The sequence below is a fragment of the Pseudomonas sp. MEJ086 genome (assembly GCF_030209025.1).
Taxonomy (GTDB): domain Bacteria; phylum Pseudomonadota; class Gammaproteobacteria; order Pseudomonadales; family Pseudomonadaceae; genus Aquipseudomonas; species Aquipseudomonas fulva_A.
Genome location: NZ_JARVSV010000001.1, coordinates 15,472 through 33,606 on the forward strand (window position 1 = coordinate 15,472; position 18,135 = coordinate 33,606).

The 18,135-nt window shown below is 62.3% G+C and carries 21 protein-coding genes; 6 read left to right on the forward strand and 15 right to left on the reverse strand.

All coding sequences use genetic code 11. From position 1 onward, the window contains the following. Position 1: 1 nt before the first annotated feature. Positions 2-1,180, forward strand: coding sequence for a vWA domain-containing protein (locus tag QRN22_RS00070; protein WP_042555765.1), 1,179 nt, complete (start codon positions 2-4; stop codon positions 1,178-1,180). A gap of 227 nt (positions 1,181-1,407) precedes the next feature. Here the strand turns inward: QRN22_RS00070 and QRN22_RS00075 are convergent, their stop codons facing one another. The 3 genes from QRN22_RS00075 to QRN22_RS00085 are packed head-to-tail and all read right to left on the reverse strand — an operon-like array spanning position 1,408 to position 3,250. Then, complete coding sequence (locus tag QRN22_RS00075) at positions 1,408-1,941, reverse strand: DUF2937 family protein (protein ID WP_042555764.1); 534 nt, start codon at positions 1,939-1,941, stop codon at positions 1,408-1,410. Between the two features lie 34 nt (positions 1,942-1,975). Continuing rightward, complete coding sequence (locus QRN22_RS00080; protein WP_042555763.1) at positions 1,976-2,752, reverse strand: class II glutamine amidotransferase; 777 nt, start codon at positions 2,750-2,752, stop codon at positions 1,976-1,978. Positions 2,753-2,776: 24 nt separating this feature from the next. Continuing rightward, the gene (locus tag QRN22_RS00085; protein WP_042555762.1) at positions 2,777-3,250 is read right to left on the reverse strand and encodes a hypothetical protein; all 474 of its coding nucleotides are present in this window, start codon (positions 3,248-3,250) and stop codon (positions 2,777-2,779) included. A gap of 186 nt (positions 3,251-3,436) precedes the next feature. Here QRN22_RS00085 and QRN22_RS00090 point away from each other — a divergent pair, with 186 nt between their 5' ends. Then, positions 3,437-5,476, forward strand: a complete 2,040-nt coding sequence (locus tag QRN22_RS00090; RefSeq protein ID WP_042555761.1) for a S9 family peptidase — start codon at positions 3,437-3,439, stop codon at positions 5,474-5,476. Between the two features lie 41 nt (positions 5,477-5,517). Here QRN22_RS00090 and QRN22_RS00095 read toward each other — a convergent pair whose 3' ends face one another. Continuing rightward, positions 5,518-5,769 carry a hypothetical protein gene (locus QRN22_RS00095; protein WP_042555760.1) on the reverse strand — a complete coding sequence of 84 codons (252 nt, stop codon included), beginning with the start codon at positions 5,767-5,769 and terminating at the stop codon, positions 5,518-5,520. Between the two features lie 128 nt (positions 5,770-5,897). Here QRN22_RS00095 and QRN22_RS00100 point away from each other — a divergent pair, with 128 nt between their 5' ends. Together QRN22_RS00100 and QRN22_RS00105 are read left to right on the forward strand one after the other, a co-directional pair. Further along, the gene (locus QRN22_RS00100; protein ID WP_042555759.1) at positions 5,898-6,266 is read left to right on the forward strand and encodes a YajD family HNH nuclease; all 369 of its coding nucleotides are present in this window, start codon (positions 5,898-5,900) and stop codon (positions 6,264-6,266) included. Positions 6,267-6,609: 343 nt separating this feature from the next. Next, positions 6,610-7,077, forward strand: coding sequence for an RNA methyltransferase (locus QRN22_RS00105; protein ID WP_042555758.1), 468 nt, complete (start codon positions 6,610-6,612; stop codon positions 7,075-7,077). A 60-nt stretch (positions 7,078-7,137) separates the two neighbouring features. On the opposite strand, the gene QRN22_RS00110 is transcribed toward QRN22_RS00105, so the two are convergent. The 7 genes from QRN22_RS00110 to dapA form a co-directional block, all read right to left on the reverse strand. Next, positions 7,138-7,749 (reverse strand): heme utilization protein, encoded by a 612-nt coding sequence (locus tag QRN22_RS00110; protein ID WP_197077047.1) that lies wholly within the window; start codon positions 7,747-7,749, stop codon positions 7,138-7,140. A 225-nt stretch (positions 7,750-7,974) separates the two neighbouring features. Next, positions 7,975-9,201: a hypothetical protein gene (locus QRN22_RS00115; RefSeq protein ID WP_042555757.1), complete on the reverse strand. Its 1,227-nt coding sequence runs from the start codon at positions 9,199-9,201 to the stop codon at positions 7,975-7,977. A 125-nt stretch (positions 9,202-9,326) separates the two neighbouring features. Further along, positions 9,327-9,776: a YcgN family cysteine cluster protein gene (locus QRN22_RS00120; protein ID WP_042555843.1), complete on the reverse strand. Its 450-nt coding sequence runs from the start codon at positions 9,774-9,776 to the stop codon at positions 9,327-9,329. Between the two features lie 85 nt (positions 9,777-9,861). Continuing rightward, positions 9,862-10,791, reverse strand: a complete 930-nt coding sequence (locus QRN22_RS00125) for a D-2-hydroxyacid dehydrogenase (RefSeq protein ID WP_042555756.1) — start codon at positions 10,789-10,791, stop codon at positions 9,862-9,864. Between the two features lie 11 nt (positions 10,792-10,802). Continuing rightward, the gene (locus tag QRN22_RS00130; RefSeq protein WP_042555755.1) at positions 10,803-11,096 is read right to left on the reverse strand and encodes a YcgL domain-containing protein; all 294 of its coding nucleotides are present in this window, start codon (positions 11,094-11,096) and stop codon (positions 10,803-10,805) included. Further along, positions 11,093-12,226: a ribonuclease D gene (rnd, locus tag QRN22_RS00135; protein ID WP_042555754.1), complete on the reverse strand. Its 1,134-nt coding sequence runs from the start codon at positions 12,224-12,226 to the stop codon at positions 11,093-11,095. The genes QRN22_RS00130 and rnd overlap by 4 nt, the downstream gene beginning before the upstream one ends. Before the next feature lie 61 nt (positions 12,227-12,287). Further along, the gene (gene dapA, locus QRN22_RS00140) at positions 12,288-13,142 is read right to left on the reverse strand and encodes a 4-hydroxy-tetrahydrodipicolinate synthase (protein WP_042555753.1); all 855 of its coding nucleotides are present in this window, start codon (positions 13,140-13,142) and stop codon (positions 12,288-12,290) included. Positions 13,143-13,663: 521 nt separating this feature from the next. Between dapA and QRN22_RS00145 the strand changes: the two genes are divergently transcribed. Both QRN22_RS00145 and QRN22_RS00150 read left to right on the forward strand, forming a co-directional pair. Then, positions 13,664-14,143: a hypothetical protein gene (locus QRN22_RS00145; protein ID WP_042555752.1), complete on the forward strand. Its 480-nt coding sequence runs from the start codon at positions 13,664-13,666 to the stop codon at positions 14,141-14,143. Positions 14,144-14,303: 160 nt separating this feature from the next. Next, a complete protein-coding gene (locus QRN22_RS00150) occupies positions 14,304-15,593 on the forward strand; it encodes an OmpP1/FadL family transporter (protein ID WP_042555751.1) in 1,290 nt (429 codons plus the stop codon). Positions 15,594-15,696: 103 nt separating this feature from the next. Here QRN22_RS00150 and QRN22_RS00155 read toward each other — a convergent pair whose 3' ends face one another. The 4 genes from QRN22_RS00155 to QRN22_RS00170 form a co-directional block, all read right to left on the reverse strand. Beyond that, positions 15,697-16,248 (reverse strand): glutathione peroxidase, encoded by a 552-nt coding sequence (locus QRN22_RS00155; RefSeq protein WP_042555750.1) that lies wholly within the window; start codon positions 16,246-16,248, stop codon positions 15,697-15,699. A 28-nt stretch (positions 16,249-16,276) separates the two neighbouring features. Continuing rightward, on the reverse strand, positions 16,277-16,402 hold the full coding sequence (locus QRN22_RS00160; RefSeq protein ID WP_269432934.1) for a hypothetical protein: 126 nt from the start codon (positions 16,400-16,402) through the stop codon (positions 16,277-16,279). Then, entirely contained in the window at positions 16,399-17,601 is a 1,203-nt protein-coding gene (locus QRN22_RS00165; RefSeq protein WP_042555749.1) for an MFS transporter, read from the reverse strand. The genes QRN22_RS00160 and QRN22_RS00165 overlap by 4 nt, the downstream gene beginning before the upstream one ends. Positions 17,602-17,665: 64 nt before the next feature. Then, entirely contained in the window at positions 17,666-18,070 is a 405-nt protein-coding gene (locus QRN22_RS00170; protein ID WP_042555842.1) for a MarR family winged helix-turn-helix transcriptional regulator, read from the reverse strand. Positions 18,071-18,135 lie beyond the last annotated feature (65 nt).

Genomic DNA, 18,135 nt, shown 5'->3' on the forward strand with positions numbered 1-18,135 from the left:
CATGCTGCTCAACCTGTTCACTGAAATGCGTGCCGCCAAGGTGCCGGTTTCCCTGCGTGAACTGCTCGACCTGATCGATGCCCTCAAGCACAAGGTCGTGTTCGCCGACATGGACGAGTTCTACTACCTGTCGCGCGCCATCCTGGTGAAGGACGAGCGCCATTTCGACAAATTCGACCGTGCCTTCTCCGCGTATTTCGACGGTTTGCAGAGCCTCGACCAGCATCTGCAAGCGCTGATCCCCGAAGAATGGTTGCGCAAGGAATTCGAGCGTTCCCTGAGCGCTGAAGAGCGCGCGCAGATCCAGTCCCTGGGCGGCCTCGACAAGCTGATCGAGGAATTCAAGAAGCGCCTGGAAGAACAGAAGGAGCGCCATGCCGGCGGCAACAAGTGGGTCGGCACGGGCGGCACCAGCCCCTTCGGCTCGGGCGGCTACAACCCCGAAGGCATCCGCGTCGGTGATGCGGGTGAGCGCCAGGGCAAGGCCGTCAAGGTGTGGGACCAGCGCGAGTACAAGAACCTCGACGACTCGGTCGAGCTGGGCACCCGTAATATCAAGGTGGCCCTGCGCCGTCTGCGCAAATTCGCCCGCCAGGGTGCGCAGGACGAACTTGACCTCGACGGCACCATCGACCACACCGCCCGGGACGGCGGCCTGCTGAACATCCAGATGCGCCCGGAGCGTCGCAATACGGTCAAACTGCTCCTGCTGTTCGACATCGGCGGCTCCATGGATGCCCACGTCAAGGTCTGCGAAGAGCTGTTCTCGGCCTGTCGCACCGAGTTCAAGCACATGGAGTATTTCTACTTCCATAACTGCGTGTACGAGACGGTGTGGAAGAACAACCAGCGCCGCAACGCGGAGCGCTTTTCCACCCATGACCTGCTGCACAAGTACGGCGCCGACTACAAGGTGGTGTTCATCGGCGACGCCGCCATGGCGCCCTACGAAATCACCCAGCCGGGCGGCAGCGTCGAGCACTGGAACGAAGAGGCCGGCTACCTGTGGCTACGCCGCTTCATGGAAACCTACAAGAAGCTCATCTGGATCAACCCTTACCCGCGCCAGACCTGGGATTACACCACCTCGACCGGCATCATCCGCGAACTGATCAACGACCAGATGTTCCCGCTGACCCTGCAGGGGTTGGAGGATGGGATGCGCTTTCTGGCCAAGTGATGGTCGCGGCCCCTACCCAAGGTACGTCGGGTCGCACAGGTTAGGCGCCAGCCAGTGCAAAGGGTATTTACACGATTGACGGCGCTCTACCCCACTTTTATGCAATGCCGAATATCACTTGGTGGGTTACGCGACGCGCCGAAACAAGATGCGCCTGGCTTTCCGGGGGATGGCGTCACTAACCCACCCTACGGTTCTTCGCTCAACCCAGGCTAGGCCACGTGCTCTCAGCGCATGCGCGGTTGTTGACGTTCGGGCACTACGCGGCGCTCACGGCGCCGGAACGGCAGGGCCAGCAACAGCAGGATGCTTTCCACGACCCAGGCGAGGAAAAGCGCGCAGGCGATACCCCAGGCGATCGCCTCGGGCGCCAGGAGCACCTGATAGCGGTAGGCAGCGTGGGTTTCCTGCAGCAGTTGCTCGTCGGCAGCGGTTGCCAGGTGCCAGACCTGACGATACCAGGGGCCCTGCATGGCCAGCGATTCGCGCTGCAACAGGTCGGAGCGTTCGACCAGCAGGCCCACGCTGCGCGCGTCGCTCTGCATCACCGGGTCGGTACTGCCACGATAATGGCCGACCAGGCGCTGCAGGTCTCCATCGAAGAAGCGCCGGGCGGTATCGCGGAAACCGCTCAGGCTCTGTTCGGATTCCAGGCGATGGGCTTCGACGCGCTTGGCGTAATCATCGATGAAACCCGGCACCTGAACACCAAGCAACAGGCCCAGAGCGAACAACGCCAGACGCAGATAACTTCTTAACATTCATCCCCCGCAGCCCCGCCACGCGGGACGCTCGTCAGTTGCTCAGGCCCTGGGCGATGCATTCGCCCGCGCGCCACAGGCGCCATTCGCCCGGCTGATACAGCGACCACTGCTCGTTGTCGGTCAGCGGCTCGGTGGCCAGTACCGAAACCACGTCGTTGGGCGTGGTTTCGGCATGAAAATCCACGCTCATGTCGGCATCGCGCAGGTGCGCAGGCCCGAAGGGCGCACGCCGGGTGATATGTGCCAGCTTGCTGGAGCAGAAGCTGAACAGCCAGTCACCGTCGCTGAGCAGGCAATTGAACACGCCATGCTGACGATAGGCCGCACAGGCAGCGACAAGTTCAGGCAACAGCACCTCGATGGGAACCGCCTCCGGAAACGCCGTGCGAATGCGGTTGAGCAGATCGCAGAAGGCCGATTCGCTGTCCGTATCGCCGATGGCACGATAGAAACTCAGGGCCGGGCGAAAATCAGCCAGTTGGCCGTTATGGGCGAAGCACCAGTTGCGCCCCCACAGCTCGCGCACGAAAGGATGGGTGTTGGCCAGGCAGACACGCCCGACATTGGCCTGACGAATATGGCCGATCACCACTTCGCTCTTGATCGGATAGCGCTGCACCAGCTGCGCCACTTCCGACTCGCTGCTCGCGCGAGGATCCTGGAACAGGCGCAGGCCCCGGCCTTCGTAGAAACCGATGCCCCAGCCATCGCGATGCGGCCCGGTACGCCCACCACGCTGCATCAGCCCGGTAAAACTGAAGACGATATCCGTCGGGACGTTGGCGCTCATGCCGAGCAGTTCACACATGATCTGGTTCTCGATTGATCCGGCTTACAACCGCGGCTCGACGCGAGCGCTGCGGGTACTGCGTGGCGCGGTGTACTTCGGCTCCTGCTCCTGCTGCAGACGTTCGCGCAGGGTCAGATCGCTGTCCTCGCTCTGCTCCTCTTCGCGCGCGGCCTTGCGGGCCCTGGCACTGCGCAGGAACGGCCAACGAATGGCCACGAACAGCAGATAGATGGCGAACACGATAAGCCCGTACATGGCCAGATCAGCCACGGCTCGCCAGGCATTGCTGCCGACCTTGAAGATCAGATCGAGGGCGACGATAGCCACTGCAGGCGCGAACAGTTCCTTGGCCGGATCGACGATGGTCGGGCAGAACAGCAGAATCGCCACCAGCACGCGCAGCGGTTCGCGCACGTAGCGCCACATCCAGCTGGTGATACGGAACCACACCAGCAGGCAGCCCAACGCGGCAATGGCATAAGCGCCCCAGGCGAGGAGATAGTCGTTTTCGATCATGAGGGGGACGGTTCCCTTGCTTTACTTGGCTCGAACGGGTCAATCCGCATTTTTCGGCGGCTGCCTGGCGACAAAGGCGCTTATGATAACGGCTTTTCCCGGGTTCGGCGCCTTTAGGGTACGTCTAAAAACGTTGGTAGTTTTAAGAAGTGCCCGTTGCCATCGCCCTGCGTTCTGGAGACTCTCATGACCACTGCCCCCATTGCCCGCAAGGACACTGGCACCGATCCCTATCACTGGCTCGAAGACCGCGACAGCGACGAGGTGCTGAGCCACCTGCGTGCCGAGAACGCCTACCTGGAAGACCAGTTGAGCGATCAGGCTGGATTGCGCGAACGGTTGTTCCAGGAAATAAAGGCGCGCATCCGCGAGACCGACCTGTCATTGCCGACCCCCTGGGGTGACTACCTCTACTACCAACGCACCACTGCCGGTGACGAGTATCCCCGCCACTATCGCTGCCCTCGCCCTGCGGACGGCGGCCTGCAGCTCGACGAAAGCGCTGAGCAACTGCTTCTTGACCCCAACGAAATCGCCGCGGGCGGTTTTCTGTCCCTGGGTGCTTTCAGCATCAGCCCCGACCAGCAGCGCCTGGCCTACAGCCTGGACACCAGTGGCGACGAAATCTATCGCCTGTTCGTCAAGGAACTGGCCAGTGGCGCAATCGATGAGCTGCCGTTCGATGACTGCGACGGCAGCATGACCTGGGCCAACGACAGCCAGACCCTGTTCTATGGTGAACTGGACGATGCCCACCGCCCCAGCACGCTGCATCGCTATCGACTTGGCGAAACGCAGAGCACCCAGGTGTTCCACGAGCCCGATGGCCGTTTCTTTCTCACCTGCTACCGCAGCAGCTCGGAACGCCAGCTGGTACTGCTGCTGGGCAGCAAGACCACCAGTGAATGCTGGGTGCTGGACGCGAACACGCCGCAGCAGCCCTTCCAGTGCCTGGCGCCGCGCGAGGAAGGTCACGAGTATTACCCCGACCACGGCAAACTCGACGGCCAGTGGGCCTGGCTGATTCGCAGCAACCAGACTGGCATCAATTTCGCGCTGTACAGTGCCACGCCTGAACGACCGGCCCGCGAACACTGGCAGGAGCTGGTGGCGCATAACGAACAGGTAATGCTCGAAGGCGTCAGCCTGGCCGAGTCGGCGCTGGTGCTCAGCCTGCGCGAAGGCGGCCTGCCGATCATCGACGTACGCCCGCAAGGGCTGGCCGGTTATCGGGTCAGCCTGCCCGATGCCGCCTACAGCCTGTACGTGCAGGACAGCCTGGAGTTCGCCAGCGCGGTGATCCGCCTGCGTTACGAGGCACTCAATCGTCCCGCGCAGATTCGCCAGTTGAACCTGGCCGATGGCACCCAGCAGATTCTCAAGGAAACCCCGGTACTCGGCGAGTTCGATGCCGATGCCTATCTCAGCCAGCGGCTGTGGGCGACTGCGGAAGATGGCACCCGGGTACCGATCAGCCTGGTCGCCCGCCGCGATGCCCTGGGCCAGGCCGCTCCGCTCTATCTGTACGGTTACGGTGCCTATGGCGAAAGCCTCGATCCCTGGTTCTCCCACGCACGCCTGAGCCTGCTCGATCGCGGCGTGGTGTTCGCCATCGCCCATGTTCGCGGCGGCGGTGAACTGGGCGAAGCCTGGTACCGGGCCGGCAAGCTGGAACACAAACAGAACAGTTTCGGCGACTTCATCGCCTGTGCCGAGCACCTGATCGCCCAAGGGTTCACCAGCCCGTCGCGGCTGGCCATCAGCGGCGGCAGCGCAGGCGGCCTGCTGATCGGCGCAACGCTCAACCAGCGGCCGGAGCTGTTCGCAGCGGCTATCGCCGAAGTGCCCTTCGTCGATGTGCTCAACACCATGCTCAACCCGGAGCTGCCACTGACCGTCACCGAATACGATGAGTGGGGCGACCCCAACCAGCCAGAGGTGCACGAGCGCATCAAGGCTTACGCACCCTACGAGAACGTGCAGGCGCAGCGATATCCAGCGGTTCTCGCGGTGGCGGGCTACAACGATAGCCGCGTGCAGTATTGGGAGGCGGCCAAGTGGGTGGCGCGCCTGCGCGAACTGAAGACGGATGACAACCTGCTACTGCTGAAAACCGACCTCGAAGCCGGCCATGGCGGCATGAGTGGCCGCTATCAGGCGCTGCGGGACGTCGCGCTGGAATATGCCTTCCTCTTCAAGGTACTCGGCCTGCGTTCCGAGGCCTGATACCTGGCTGGCTGCCGTGGCCGGCAGCCAGCGCTGAGCACTCAGTGTTTCTTGTGCTGGTCTTGCTGCTCGTGCTGACGCTCCGCGGCGTCGTCGGCTGCCTCGGTCGACTCGTCGTTGTCACGGCCATCGCGGATCACGGGTGGAGTGTCGGGATCGACGGCCGATGGATCGGGCACGTCGGGGCTCTGCACGGTACTCGCGGGCTGGGCGGCAGAAGGCTGTTCCTGCTGGGCATGAGCGATGCCGGCGAATGACAGCAGACTGATCAGCATCACGATGGACTTGCGCATGTTGGGTACTCCAATGTTCGATGGGACGAACTGCCTTGGGCTGGCGAGATGCCGGAAAGTGCAAACAGATTCCTCTCGGCAGTCACTGATGCTGCCCTATACTGAGCGCTACCCACCAAGGAGCGAACATGAGCAGCCCGTCCACGCCTACGTCCAAACTCGACCGCATCCTCGCCGATGCCCAGCGCAGCCGTGAAGAAGGCTATCGGGACAAGGCCCTGCGCATGTACCCGCACGTCTGCGGCCGTTGCGCCCGCGAGTTCTCAGGCAAGCGCCTCAGTGAACTGACCGTTCACCACCGTGACCACAATCACGACAACAACCCCCAGGACGGCTCCAACTGGGAGCTGCTGTGCCTGTTCTGCCACGACAATGAACACTCCCGGTACACCGACCAGCAGTATTTCAGCGAAGGTTCCACTGCCAGCCAGAGCGGGCCGAAAACCACCCACAAGGCGTTTGCCAATCTGGCCGATCTGCTGCAGAAAAAGTCCTAGGGTCTGTTGACGTTTCACGCACGGCCGCGCCGGAGCCCGTTTTTGCGCGAGGCAAGGCACGAGATGCGAAGTTTGGTGGGCCAAATGAGACATCGAGTAACGCCGTATCGCGCAAAAACGGGCCCGGCCCTGCGGGTTGCGCGAGAAATCTCGCCATGCGTTGTTGGAGGACTTGGCAAGGGAAAACGCGGACGGCTAGTCCATTCCCTGCGTCCTCCGCCTAGCGGATCGCCGCCCGGCCTGGCGAGATTTCTCGCGGCAACGCGGCTCGCGTTGAAACGTCAACAGACCCTAGTCGCAAAACAGGCCGTATAATGCCGCTCCTTTTGCGCGAGGCCTGTCCGTGGGCAACAAACGATACAGCTGCATCGGTCTCTACAACCCCAAGTCACCGGAGAACGTCGGCGCCGTGATGCGTGCCGCCGGCTGCTATGGCGTGGCCTCGGTGTTCTACACCGGTAAGCGCTACGAGCGCGCCCGGGACTTCGTCACCGATACCAAGCGGGTGCACCTGGACATTCCCCTGATCGGCATCGATGACCTGCAGAAAGTCATTCCCCTGGGGTGCACCCCGGTAGCCGTGGAACTGGTGGACGGTGCCCGGCCATTGCCGAGTTACACCCACCCGGATCGCGCCTTTTATATCTTCGGCCCGGAAGACGGCTCGCTGGACCAGGAAGTACGCGACTGGTGCGAAGAGGTGGTCTACATCCCCACGCAAGGCTGCATGAACCTCGCGGCGACGGTCAACGTGGTGCTCTATGACCGCCTGGCCAAAGGCAACAACACCAGAACCGGCGCCAAGTACTGAGCCAGATTGCAGACAAGATAAAGCCCGGAGCGAGCCGGGCTTTGTGTTGACGCTGACTGATCAGGAAGGTTGGACCTTGCCACCCGTACGGCTATAGCCATCTTCGGCAACCAGCTTGCCATCGATATGCTCGAAAGCCTGGGCAGCTTTGCCACCGGTACGCTCGTAACCATCTTCAGCGACCAATTTACCGCCTACACGCTCGAAACCGCTCTCGGCGATCTTGCCGCCAGTACGCTCGTAGCCATCCTCAGCGACCAGCTTACCGCCGACACGCTCGAAACCGCTCTCGGCGATCTTGCCGCCAGTACGCTCGTAGCCATCCTCAGCGACCAGCTTGCCGCCGACGCGTTCGAAACCGCTCTCGGCGATCTTGCCGCCAGTACGCTCGTAGCCATCTTCAGCGACCAGCTTGCCGCCGACGCGTTCGAAGCCGTTCTCGGCAATCTTGCCGCCAGTGCGCTCGTAGCCATCTTCAGCGACCAGCTTGCCGCCGACACGTTCGAAGCCGCTCTCGGCGAACTTGCCACCGGTACGCTTGTAACCATCCTCTGCGACTTTCTGCGCACCAACGGAGTGCGAAGTAGTGGCCTCGACAGGTGCTTGCGGCAGTGCGAAAGCGGCGCTGGCGAGGGTGGCGATGAACAGGCTGGCAATGAATTCGGTTTTCATGTTGAGCTCCTTGGGAGGAAGTAAGTGGGTATGGAGCTCATGTTACTCAAGAAAATTTGATCAAAAACTCGATCCTGGGAATAGTAAAGATCGACTTCATTGATAGCTTGCTGAACACCAGCAATGGCGGGGGCTGGATGCGAAAACGCCCAACCCGGTGCGCGCACCGGATTGGGCGTTGCTGACTCGAAAGAGGGCTCTCGAGGGTGATGTCGCTCCAAACGCTCAGCGCAGCAATCGGGTATCCAGCACCTTGGAGCTGCGACCCATGACGTTCTCGGTGATCTCGATGAAATCCTTGGTGCTGGCCTTTTCAAGGCGCATCAGGCCACGAGCCACGTCGTCCAGCGAGCGCTGCTGGCCATCCTTGGTAGCCTGGCGAATTTCCCGGTCGAGCTCCTGCAGGAGCAGCACCGCACGGGCGGTGATCGGCCCGGTGGAGTTTTCGGTGCGCAGGGACTTGACCGGCTTGCTCCACTTGATCAGGTGCTCGCGCACCTTCTGGTAGCGATCCTCACTGAGCCCACCGGCCCGACGCATCACTTCGATGGCGTAGTACTCGGCCAGGCCCTCGCTGATCCAGTCGCTCTTGTCGGTGTCACTGATGCGGCTGAACACGTGTACCAGTTCGTGCACCAGCGAGCTGGTGCCGTTCTCGCTGACCAGCGGGCGGTCGGCGTGCATGAAATAGGAGTTTGGGGCCGACAGACCGCCACGCCACATCGGGTCACCGGCGCCGACCACCAGCAGCTTGCCCGGGTCACGCGGGAACACCGCCTGCATCTCGGGCCATACGAAGGTCAGCAGGGTCAGGACATCCATGCGCCGCATGCCCTCACCCACCGGCGCAGCGACGGTTACCTGGGTTTCACCGAGCTTGGCGCGACGCGTGCCGACCTTGCCAGCGACGATCCAGCCAGTGGGGCGATCGAACTTGCGCTGCGGGTTGTCGATGCGGAACTTGTTCTTGCCCACGCGCGGCCAACCGGTCTCGACGCTACGCCAGCCTTTGGGCAGGTCGAACTCCAGGCGCGCCACCAGATCCGTGCCGTCGACCTGGTTGAGTACCGCACTGGGGATCAGATCGTCACCGCGCAGCAGAGCCCAGTCCTCGGTCATCCGCGCGTCGAAACGACCTTCGCCACGAGGGTGGCTGATACGCACCTTGTAAGTCAGGCTGGCCTTGCCCTTGGCAGGCACCCACAGGCCGCGCTGCTCGCCCTCCTGCTTCCACTCGCCGTCAGCCTTGAAGTCGCTGTAATAGCCATCGTCGCCCAGGTTGAAGTTGAGGCTGCGCACGCGCTCGCCCTTCTCCAGGCTAATGCTGACTTCAGCCTGATCGCTTTCCGGAAGGAATTTCACCTTGTAGTCCAGATCGACCTTTTCGGCTGCCCACAGGGGTGTGCCGGTACTCAACAGAACAGCGGACAGCAGCAGGCAGCGAATCGACATACAGGCAACTCCAGAACAGACGAATCGGAACGTTCCATGGGATCAGAGCACACTAGAGGCAAGGTGCAACAGGGCTATGAGACACCGGCCCGCTTAAGCGAGCCTTAACGGCACATCACAGACCCTCAGCCAGCGCGAAAGATCAGGTGTTCTTCCCAGTCATCTTCGGCCACGCTGTTTTCACTGAGCATGCGCCCTGCTTGGGAGATCCTCTCACGGTGCACCGCATCCGGGTCACCGCACACCAGATGATGCCAGAGCGGCAGATCCTTGCCCTCGCTGACCAGCCGATAACCACAGGTGGGCGGCAGCCACTGGAACTGATCCGCCTGGGCTGGGGTGAGCTGAATGCAGTCCGGCACGAAGGTCTTGCGGTTCGGGTAATCGCTGCAGCGGCAGGTATCCAGGTCGAGCAGCTTGCAGGCGATACGCGTGTAATAGACGGCTCCGTCATCCTCGTCTTCGAGCTTCTGCAGGCAGCATAAGCCACAACCATCGCACAGCGACTCCCACTCCCGGGTGTCGAGTTGCTCGAGGGTCTTGTGTTTCCAGAACGGAGAAACGGGCACGGCCATGATCAGCAACTGGAGGTAACGGGCGAAAAGGCCGGCAGTCTAGGTCTGCCGACCGCACAGTACAAGCTGCACGCGACAGCGTGGCTCAATAGCCTCGGGAAAAATCCACCAGCCCGTGCAGGGCGCTGCCGGCTCGATAACGCTGCAGGTTGCTGACGAACAGCTCGACCAGCAGCGGCGGCAGGCTCGGCGCAGCGCTGTGACCGGTGAGCAACAGGTTGTCGGCGGTCCAGAACGGGTGCCCGGTGGGCAACGGCTCTTCACGGCAGACATCGATCACCGCCGCAGCCAGTTGCCCACGGGCAAGCGCCGCGACCAGATCCTCATCGACCACCGAGGTACCGCGTCCGGCATTGATCAATACCGCCGATGGTTTGAAGCATGCCAGCAAGGCCGCATCGTAAATGTCCCGGGTGGCCGGCGTGTTGGGCAGCAGGTTGATCACGTAATCGGCCTCGGCGACCAGACGCGGCAGCGCCTCGACAGGCGCCACTTCACTGAATGGCGCCAACGTCCGCGCGCTACTGGCGACCCCGGTCAGTACGACGTTGAACGGCTGCAGGAAGCGAGCAACCGCCAGGCCGATTTCGCCGGTACCGACGATCAGCACCTTGCACCCAGCCAGGCTGCCCGGCAGGCGACCATCCCAACGCTGCTCGCGCTGCGCCTGCAGGCGGGCGAAGAGTTCGCGCTGGTGGGCGAGCATGTGACAGAGCACGTACTCGGCCATCACCTGGCCGAAAACCCCGACCGCGCGAGTCAGTCGATAATCCCGTGGCAAGTCCTCCGCCAGCAGCGGCGTGATACCGGCCCAGGTCGACTGCACCCAGTCCGGCTTGTGGCCGGCGCGGATCAGTTCGGCGAACAGATGCGGCTCACCCAGCCAGACCTGACAACTACCCGCCTGTGCCGCCAGCTCGGGGCCATCGCCAGCGATCAGCTCGAGCTCCGGCTGGGCCCTCTGCAGCAATTCGCGGTACAGAACGTGATCGTTCTCGGCAATCAGTACACGCATTTCGGCCTACCTCAGACAGGGTCGTTGCGACGTAACAGCTCTTCCGGCAGATGCTCGATGTAATCCTCTTCCGGTGGCGGCATCTGCAGGTGATAACCCTGGATATCGAGGTTCTCCAGCACCTTGTGGATGTCTTCGCGTGCGAGGGTGCGCTCAGGCGTCAGCACCATGTCGAAGGCAAGGACGGGTGGCCCGAAGGCGCTCAGCAGATTCTCGGGAACCTGTTTCAGCGCATCCGCACGCAGCACGTAGAGGTACATGCCATCCTTGCGGGGGCTCTTGTAGATGGAGCAGATACGTTTCAAGCGGACTCTCCTCGAGCGGCCAGGCAATCGAGCAACGCCTGGCCCATCAGCTCACGGCGCCAGCCGCGCAGGCTGTCGGGCAGGCGGTAGGGACCATCCGGGTAACCGCTCTTGAGCAGTGCCTCGAGGGTCTTCTTGCGCAGCATCAGTTCCGGGGCGATATCCAGACGTTCGCCTTCACGCTGGCCAATGGCTCGCAGCTTCTTGAGCAGCGCCGTGGACTCCAGCGGCAGCGGTTCCGGCATGGCCGGCGGCCACTCGCTCTGAGGCAGCGCGGCGGCATCGCGGATCATCTGCAGGATGGTCTCGCCGTCCTGGCGCACGGTCTTCGGGTGCATGTCCTCGATGCGTGCCAGGCTGACCAGATCGCTCGGCTGCTGGCGAGCCAGCGGCCACAGCGAGTGCTCACGCAGGATTCGGTTGCGCGGCTGATTGCGTGCCCGCGCCTGGCGCTCGCGCCAGATGCACAGCACGCGCAGCACGGCCAGTTGGGCACGCGACAGCTTCCATGCCAATTTGGCTTCGCGGTACGCCTCTTCAGCGGGAATCTCGCGACCCAGACCGGCGACCAGCTCGGCACCGTCCTCGAGAATCCAGGCATTCTTCTCGGCAGAGAGTTTGTCCTGCAGGCGGCGATAGAGCTCGGCCAGATGCACCACGTCCTCGGCAGCGTAACTGACCTGCGTGTCGGACAGCGGACGCTGCAGCCAGTCCGAACGGGTCTCGCCCTTGGGCAGTTCGATGCCCAGCACCGCCTGCACCAGCCGCGAATAGCCCATGGAGAAACCCAGATTGAGGTAACCGGCGGCCAGTTGCGAATCGAACAGCGGCGCGGGCAGGCTGCCGGTCAGGCGCAGGAGCACTTCCAGGTCCTCGCTGCAGGCGTGCACCACCTTGATGACCTGAGGATCCTCGAGCAACGCAGCGAACGGCGACCAGTCGTCGATCTGCAGCGGGTCGATCAGATAGGCCTGCTCGCCCTCGCTGACCTGCAGAAGGCCGGCAATCGGGTAAAAGGTATCGACGCGCATGAACTCGGTGTCCAGCGCCAGAAATGGCTGTTTGCGCCAGGCAGAGCAGTGCTCCGCCAGGCTGGCGTTGTCTCGAATCCAGGCAATTTCGATGCTCACGCGGCTCTCCCGTAAAGATTGCCGCGCAGTATATCCCGTGAGCCTCTGCCGTGTTGCACGCTCACAGCAGTTCACTGCGCATGCGCTCACGCAATCCGTCCGAACAGCGCAGCATGGGCTCACGCAACTCGTCGGCGATCAACCCCTGCATGGCCAGCAAGCTTTTCACCGGCGCCGGGTTGGGCTCGACGAAGGCCAGCCGGATCAGCGGCAACAACTGGCGAAACAGTGCGCGACCGGCCTGCAGATCGCCCTGTTGCAGATGCGCCACCACCTGCACGAAGTCGGCGGTACGGATATGCGCTGCCGCAGAAATGGCGCCACTCCCCCCGAGACACAGGGTGGCGAATATCTGCTCGTCTTCGCCGGTGAGCACGTCGAGCAATCCATCCTCGATCAGCATCTGAGTCTTGCGCACGTCACCGCCACAATCCTTGATCGCCATTATTCGCGGATGCCTGGCGAGCTGGCGGATGGTTTCCAGCTCCATGCTGACGGCGCTGCGGTAAGGAATGTCGTAAAGGATGATCGGCAACCGCGAAGCGTCGGCGATGGCCTCGAAGAATGCCAGCAGCCCCTGCTGCGACGGTCTGATGTAATAAGGTGCCGGCACCAGCAACCCCGCCAGCGGGCGGCCCTGGATGCGCTGCAAGCGGGCCAGTACCGCAGTCTGATTGTTGCCACTGAGCCCCATCACCACGCGGCTGGCAGGCACCACTTCGAGCACGGCGTCGAGCACCGCCAGCTGTTCCTGCTCATCCAGCGCCGCCGCTTCGCCACTGGTACCGCAGACCACCAGACCTGCCGCGCCAGCATCCAGCAGATGCACGGCCAGCGAACGCAAGGCCGGTAGATCCACCTGACCATCGCGAAACGGCGTGACCAGGGCGACCCAGATTCCGGAAAATGTAGACATGCATGCAACTCCTCGGTGTAGACCGTGTGGTCACCGTCGATGGAGTGCGGGAAGGGAGTCTGACGAAGGGATGCTTCGACCTCGCGCCTCTGTCCTGTCAGCCCATCTGACGGGACAGCGCGCCCCGGTCAAATGAGCGACTGTTTCTTCGACTTACCAGCTTCCAGACAAACGTTCTGCGACGCAGCGGCGGGGCTGCGGACAGAAGGCATGGGCTGGAAGATGGAGAACATGTAATGCTCGGGCAAGACGACTAGAGGTCGATATTGCCGAACGCAGCGCAATGGTGTCAATACAGCTCGCTACAGTTCCAATTCGGCATATGCAGGCTGGTGTAAATCCTCAATCGATTTAAAAACAGCTCTTTACGGTATGAATATCCCACTAAGCTTGAATTTGAGCAGCTAACCCCTGCTTCCGGTGGGATTTACGGTCGGTGGGTCGCGTCGAAAAGCCACCACCAGATCAAGACGACGTTGCCAGCGCCCTCCTCCACCGGCCATTTCTGCGTAGAGGCTCGTATGGGAATCGCTGCCTGTGATCTGAACCAGCAGGTCATCCGCCCCACCCTGCTGTATCTGGATAAACAATCCATCGCCGCCGAAGCGCTACTGCTGGGCGTCGCCGCTTGCCAGTCATCTCTGGGCGCAGCGCTGGACAACCACAGCGGTTACGGCCTGTACCGGATCTCGGCATACCACCACCAGCACCTCTGGGATGATCACCTGGCTGGCGACCCCGAACTGGCCAGCCGGGTACGAGGTCTGGCCAGCCAGCATGCCTTTCTTGGCGCGCCACACCTGGAGCTGACCGTCAATTTGCGCTATGCCACCGCCATTGCCTGGTTGCTCATCGAAAGCCATGGCAAGGCATTACCCATCGCCGACGACCTCGGTGCACAGGCGCTGATCTGGCAGCAGGTCTTCGCGCCCCATCGCAAGCCGGACGAATTCGTTTCAGCCTGGCAGCGCTGCATTTTCGGACGGTCGGTTGCAGCCTGAGCAACTGACTACCGGGTCACGGGTGCCAAGCACCGCAAGGCTCTATATCCTGCCCGAACGGACAGCTTCACCTCGACGGATCGTGTTTAACCCTGAACTTTCCGAATTGACGTTGAGTCAGCAAAGCGAGAGTTCCCCCGACCCTGCCAAGGAGCACCCCGTGAGTACAAGAATCCTAAGAACCGGTCTGGCAATCGCCATCGCATCCACCTCCAGCTACAGCTTGGCCAGTGGCTTTGCGCTCAACGAGCAAAGCGTCTCGGGCATGGGCATGTCGTTCGCTGGCCGCTCGTCGTCGGCGGAAGACGCCAGCACCGTGTTCGGCAACCCGGCTGGCATGGCGCGAATCAAGCGCGAACAGGTCAATTTCGGTGTGGCGGCCATCCATGCCAAGAGCAGGATCAGCAGCAACGGCAGTACGACCGCTGCCGGCACAGCCAATGGTGGCAGTAACGATGGTGACATGGTGCCGACCACGGGCGTCCCCATGGGTTACTACGTCAAACCGCTGGATGAAAAAGTCGCTTTCGGTATCGGCGTCTACGCGCCCTTCGGCCTGGCAACCGAGTACGAGAGTGGCTTCCAGGGCCGCTACTTCGCGGACAAGAGTTATGTACGCGTCATCACGGTACAGCCAACGCTCAGCTACCGCTTCAATGACCAGCTGTCGGTCGGCTTCGGCCCCACCTTCAACCACATAGAAGGTGAACTCACTTCGTCGCTGACCAACCCGATCGGCCCTCCTGGCAGCAATGATGGCAAGGTCAAGATCAAGGGCGACGACGTGGCCGTAGGCTTCAACGTCGGTGTCCTGTACGAGTTCACGCCACAAACACGCGTAGGCCTGGCCTACCACTCGCGGGTCAAGTACGAGCTGGAAGGCGACACCCGCGTATCGGGTCCTGGGGCGGTGATCGGCACTTCCGCAGGCAAGTACGATGCATCCCTCGACGTGACCACCCCCGAGTCCGTGGACCTGTCGATCACCCACGCCCTCAATGATGACTGGACCTTGTATGCCGGCAGCACCTGGACACGCTGGAGCCGCTTCAAGGAGATTCGCGTGGAGAACGAAGGTGTCGGTGGCCTTCTGGCCGGTGGCCTGAACACCATCGTCGAAGATCAGGACTGGCACGACACCTGGGCTCATGCGGTTGGCGTGTCTTACAAGCTGAACCCGCAATGGGTCCTGCGTACCGGTGTGGCCATCGACCAGACACCCACCAAAAACGAACATCGCTCGCCGCGCATCCCATCGGGTGACCGGACGATTTTCAGCGTCGGCGCAGGCTGGAGCCCAAGCGACGACATGACCATCGACCTGGCCTACACCTATCTCAAGGAAGAAGAAGTCGATATCAATCGCAGCAGCGCGACACGCGGCACTTACAATGCCACGTATAAGAACAGCGCCCACGGCCTGGGCGCCTCGCTGACCTACCGTTTCTGAGCCGATCTCGAGCACGCACGGCCCTCGGGGCGGCGTGCTCATCAGACGATGATCGGAAACAAAAATCGCGGCTCATGCCGCGATTTTTCATTGTTGCCTCGACTCAGGGCTGTGAGGCGATCGCCTTCTCCACAGCGGCGATCAGCTCGGGGTCATCGGGCTTGGTCATGCTGGAAAACCGCGCCACCACCTGGCCCTTGCGATCGACCACGTATTTGAAGAAGTTCCAGCGTGGCGCTGCCGTCTGCGCAGCCAATTCCTTGAACAAGGGAATGGCCTGGTCACCGGTCACCGGCTGGGTTTCACTCATGGTGAAGGTCACGCCGTAATTCACGTAACAGACCTTGGCGGTCTCTTCGGCGTCGTCCGACTCCTGCTTGAACGAATCGGACGGTACGCCGAGAATTTCCAAGCCCTGCCCCCGGTAGCGCTGATTGAGCGCTTCCAGCCCTTCGAACTGCGAGGTGAAACCGCAGAAGCTGGCGGTATTGACCACCACCAGCGGCTTGCCGGCGAACTGCTCACACAGGTCGATCTTGTCCTTGGAGCGCAACTTGGGCAGCTCCCCCTCCAGCAGCGCCGGGCATTCGGCAGCCTGTACGGAGACATTGAACGCCAGCAGAACCAGCGGCAGAGCAAACAGTCGCACGCGCATCAGGTGGTTTCCTTCTCGGTGAATCCGCTCAGCAGAGGCTCATCCCCAGCTGCATGATCGCCAGTCCACCCTGATGCCAGCCCCAGAAGATCAACGCCAGCAGCGACAGCCCTGCGGCGCCGAGAGCGGTTGCGATCCAGGGTCTGAGCGTCATGCATGGGCTCCTTGCAGGCGGGCGACGGGCTGTTCGCGAACCGGCCAGTTGAGCGCTGCGGCCAGTACGCTGAGCAGGATGGAAATCTGCCATACCAGATCATAGCTGCCCGTGTGGTCGTAGAGGTAGCCGCCCAGCCAGCCACCGAGGAAAGAACCCAGTTGGTGGAACAGAAAGACGATGCCGCCGAGCATGGACAGGTTGCGTACCCCGAACAGGGTCGCCACCGTGCCATTGGTCAGCGGTACGGTAGACAGCCACAACAGCCCCATGACGATACCGAACGCATAAGCCGTCCATACGCTCAGTGGCACCGTGATGAACAGAGCGATCACCACGCCACGGGCCAGATACAGCGCACTGAGCAGCCGCGGCTTGGAGCGCCGCCCGCCGAGCCAACCGGCGATATAGGTACCGAACACGTTGAACAGCCCGACCAGAGCCAGCACGGTGGTGCCGACGATGGCCGGCAGGTGCTGATCGACCAGATAGGCCGGCAAGTGGACACCGATGAACACCACCTGAAACCCGCATACGAAAAAGCCCAGCGCCAGCAGCCAGAAGCCGGAATGGCCGCAGGCTTCGCGCAGCGCCTCGCCAAGCGTCTGCTGAGGGCCCTGTGACACCTGCGGGCGATCCTTGACCATGGCTGCCAGCGGTGCGATCAACGCCACCATGATGCCCAGGGCTATCAGTGCCGCCGACCAACCGAGCCAGCCGATCAGACCGAGCGTACCCGGCAGCATGGCGAACTGGCCGAACGACCCCGCCGCCGCCGCGATGCCCATGGCCATGCTGCGTTTCTCCACCGGCACCGCACGGCCGACCACGCCGAGAATCACCGAGAACGACGTGCCCGACAGGCCGATGCCGATCAGCAAACCGGCACTCAGCGACAGCGATAGCGGCGAGTCCGACAGCCCCATGAAGATCAGCCCGGTCGCGTACAACAGACCGCCGACGATGATCGCCCGCTGCGCGCCGAAACGATCCGCCAGGGCACCGGTGAAGGGCTGAGCGATGCCCCAGATGAGGTTCTGCAAGGCGATGGCGAACGCGAACACACCGCGCCCCCAGCCAAAATCATCGCTCATCGGCGACAGGAAAAGACCGAACCCGTGGCGCGTGCCAAGGGACAGGGCGAGGATCAGAGAGGCTCCCAGCATCAGCCAGAAACTCGTGCGCCATACCGAACTCATTGCATGTCCTTCTGTTGTCAGGTCGAAACGCAAGCTGGGAAGAGGCGATCCACGCCCGCTCCCCTCAATCCAGGCTGGCGAGCAACTCGTCCAGCGCTTCCATGTGTTGCGGGGGCAATCGTTGCTGCAGTTGCACTTGCGCCGTCTGCCAGGCGCCCAAAGCCTGGGCGAGCAGCTGCTCACCAGACTCGCTCAACGCTACCAGGCGATTGCGCTGGTCCACGCCCCCCTGCAGCATCACCAGGCCACGCCCCTCGAGAACACGCAGGTTGCGCCCCAGGGTACTGCGTTCGAGCCCCATGGCATCGGCCAGATCGGTGATGCTCGGCTGACCGAGGCGCTGCAGATGCCGGAGCAGAGAATACTGGGCGACATTGAGGCCGACACCGCTCAGGGCGTCGTCATAGAGTTTGCTGACGCCACGGCTGGCGCGACGCAAGCGGGTGCAGAGGCATTCGGTAGGCAACATGGAATGCATGTATATACCCGCTTCTCCCGCCAGACAACCCCCGATGCAACACTTTCCGTGCGCTC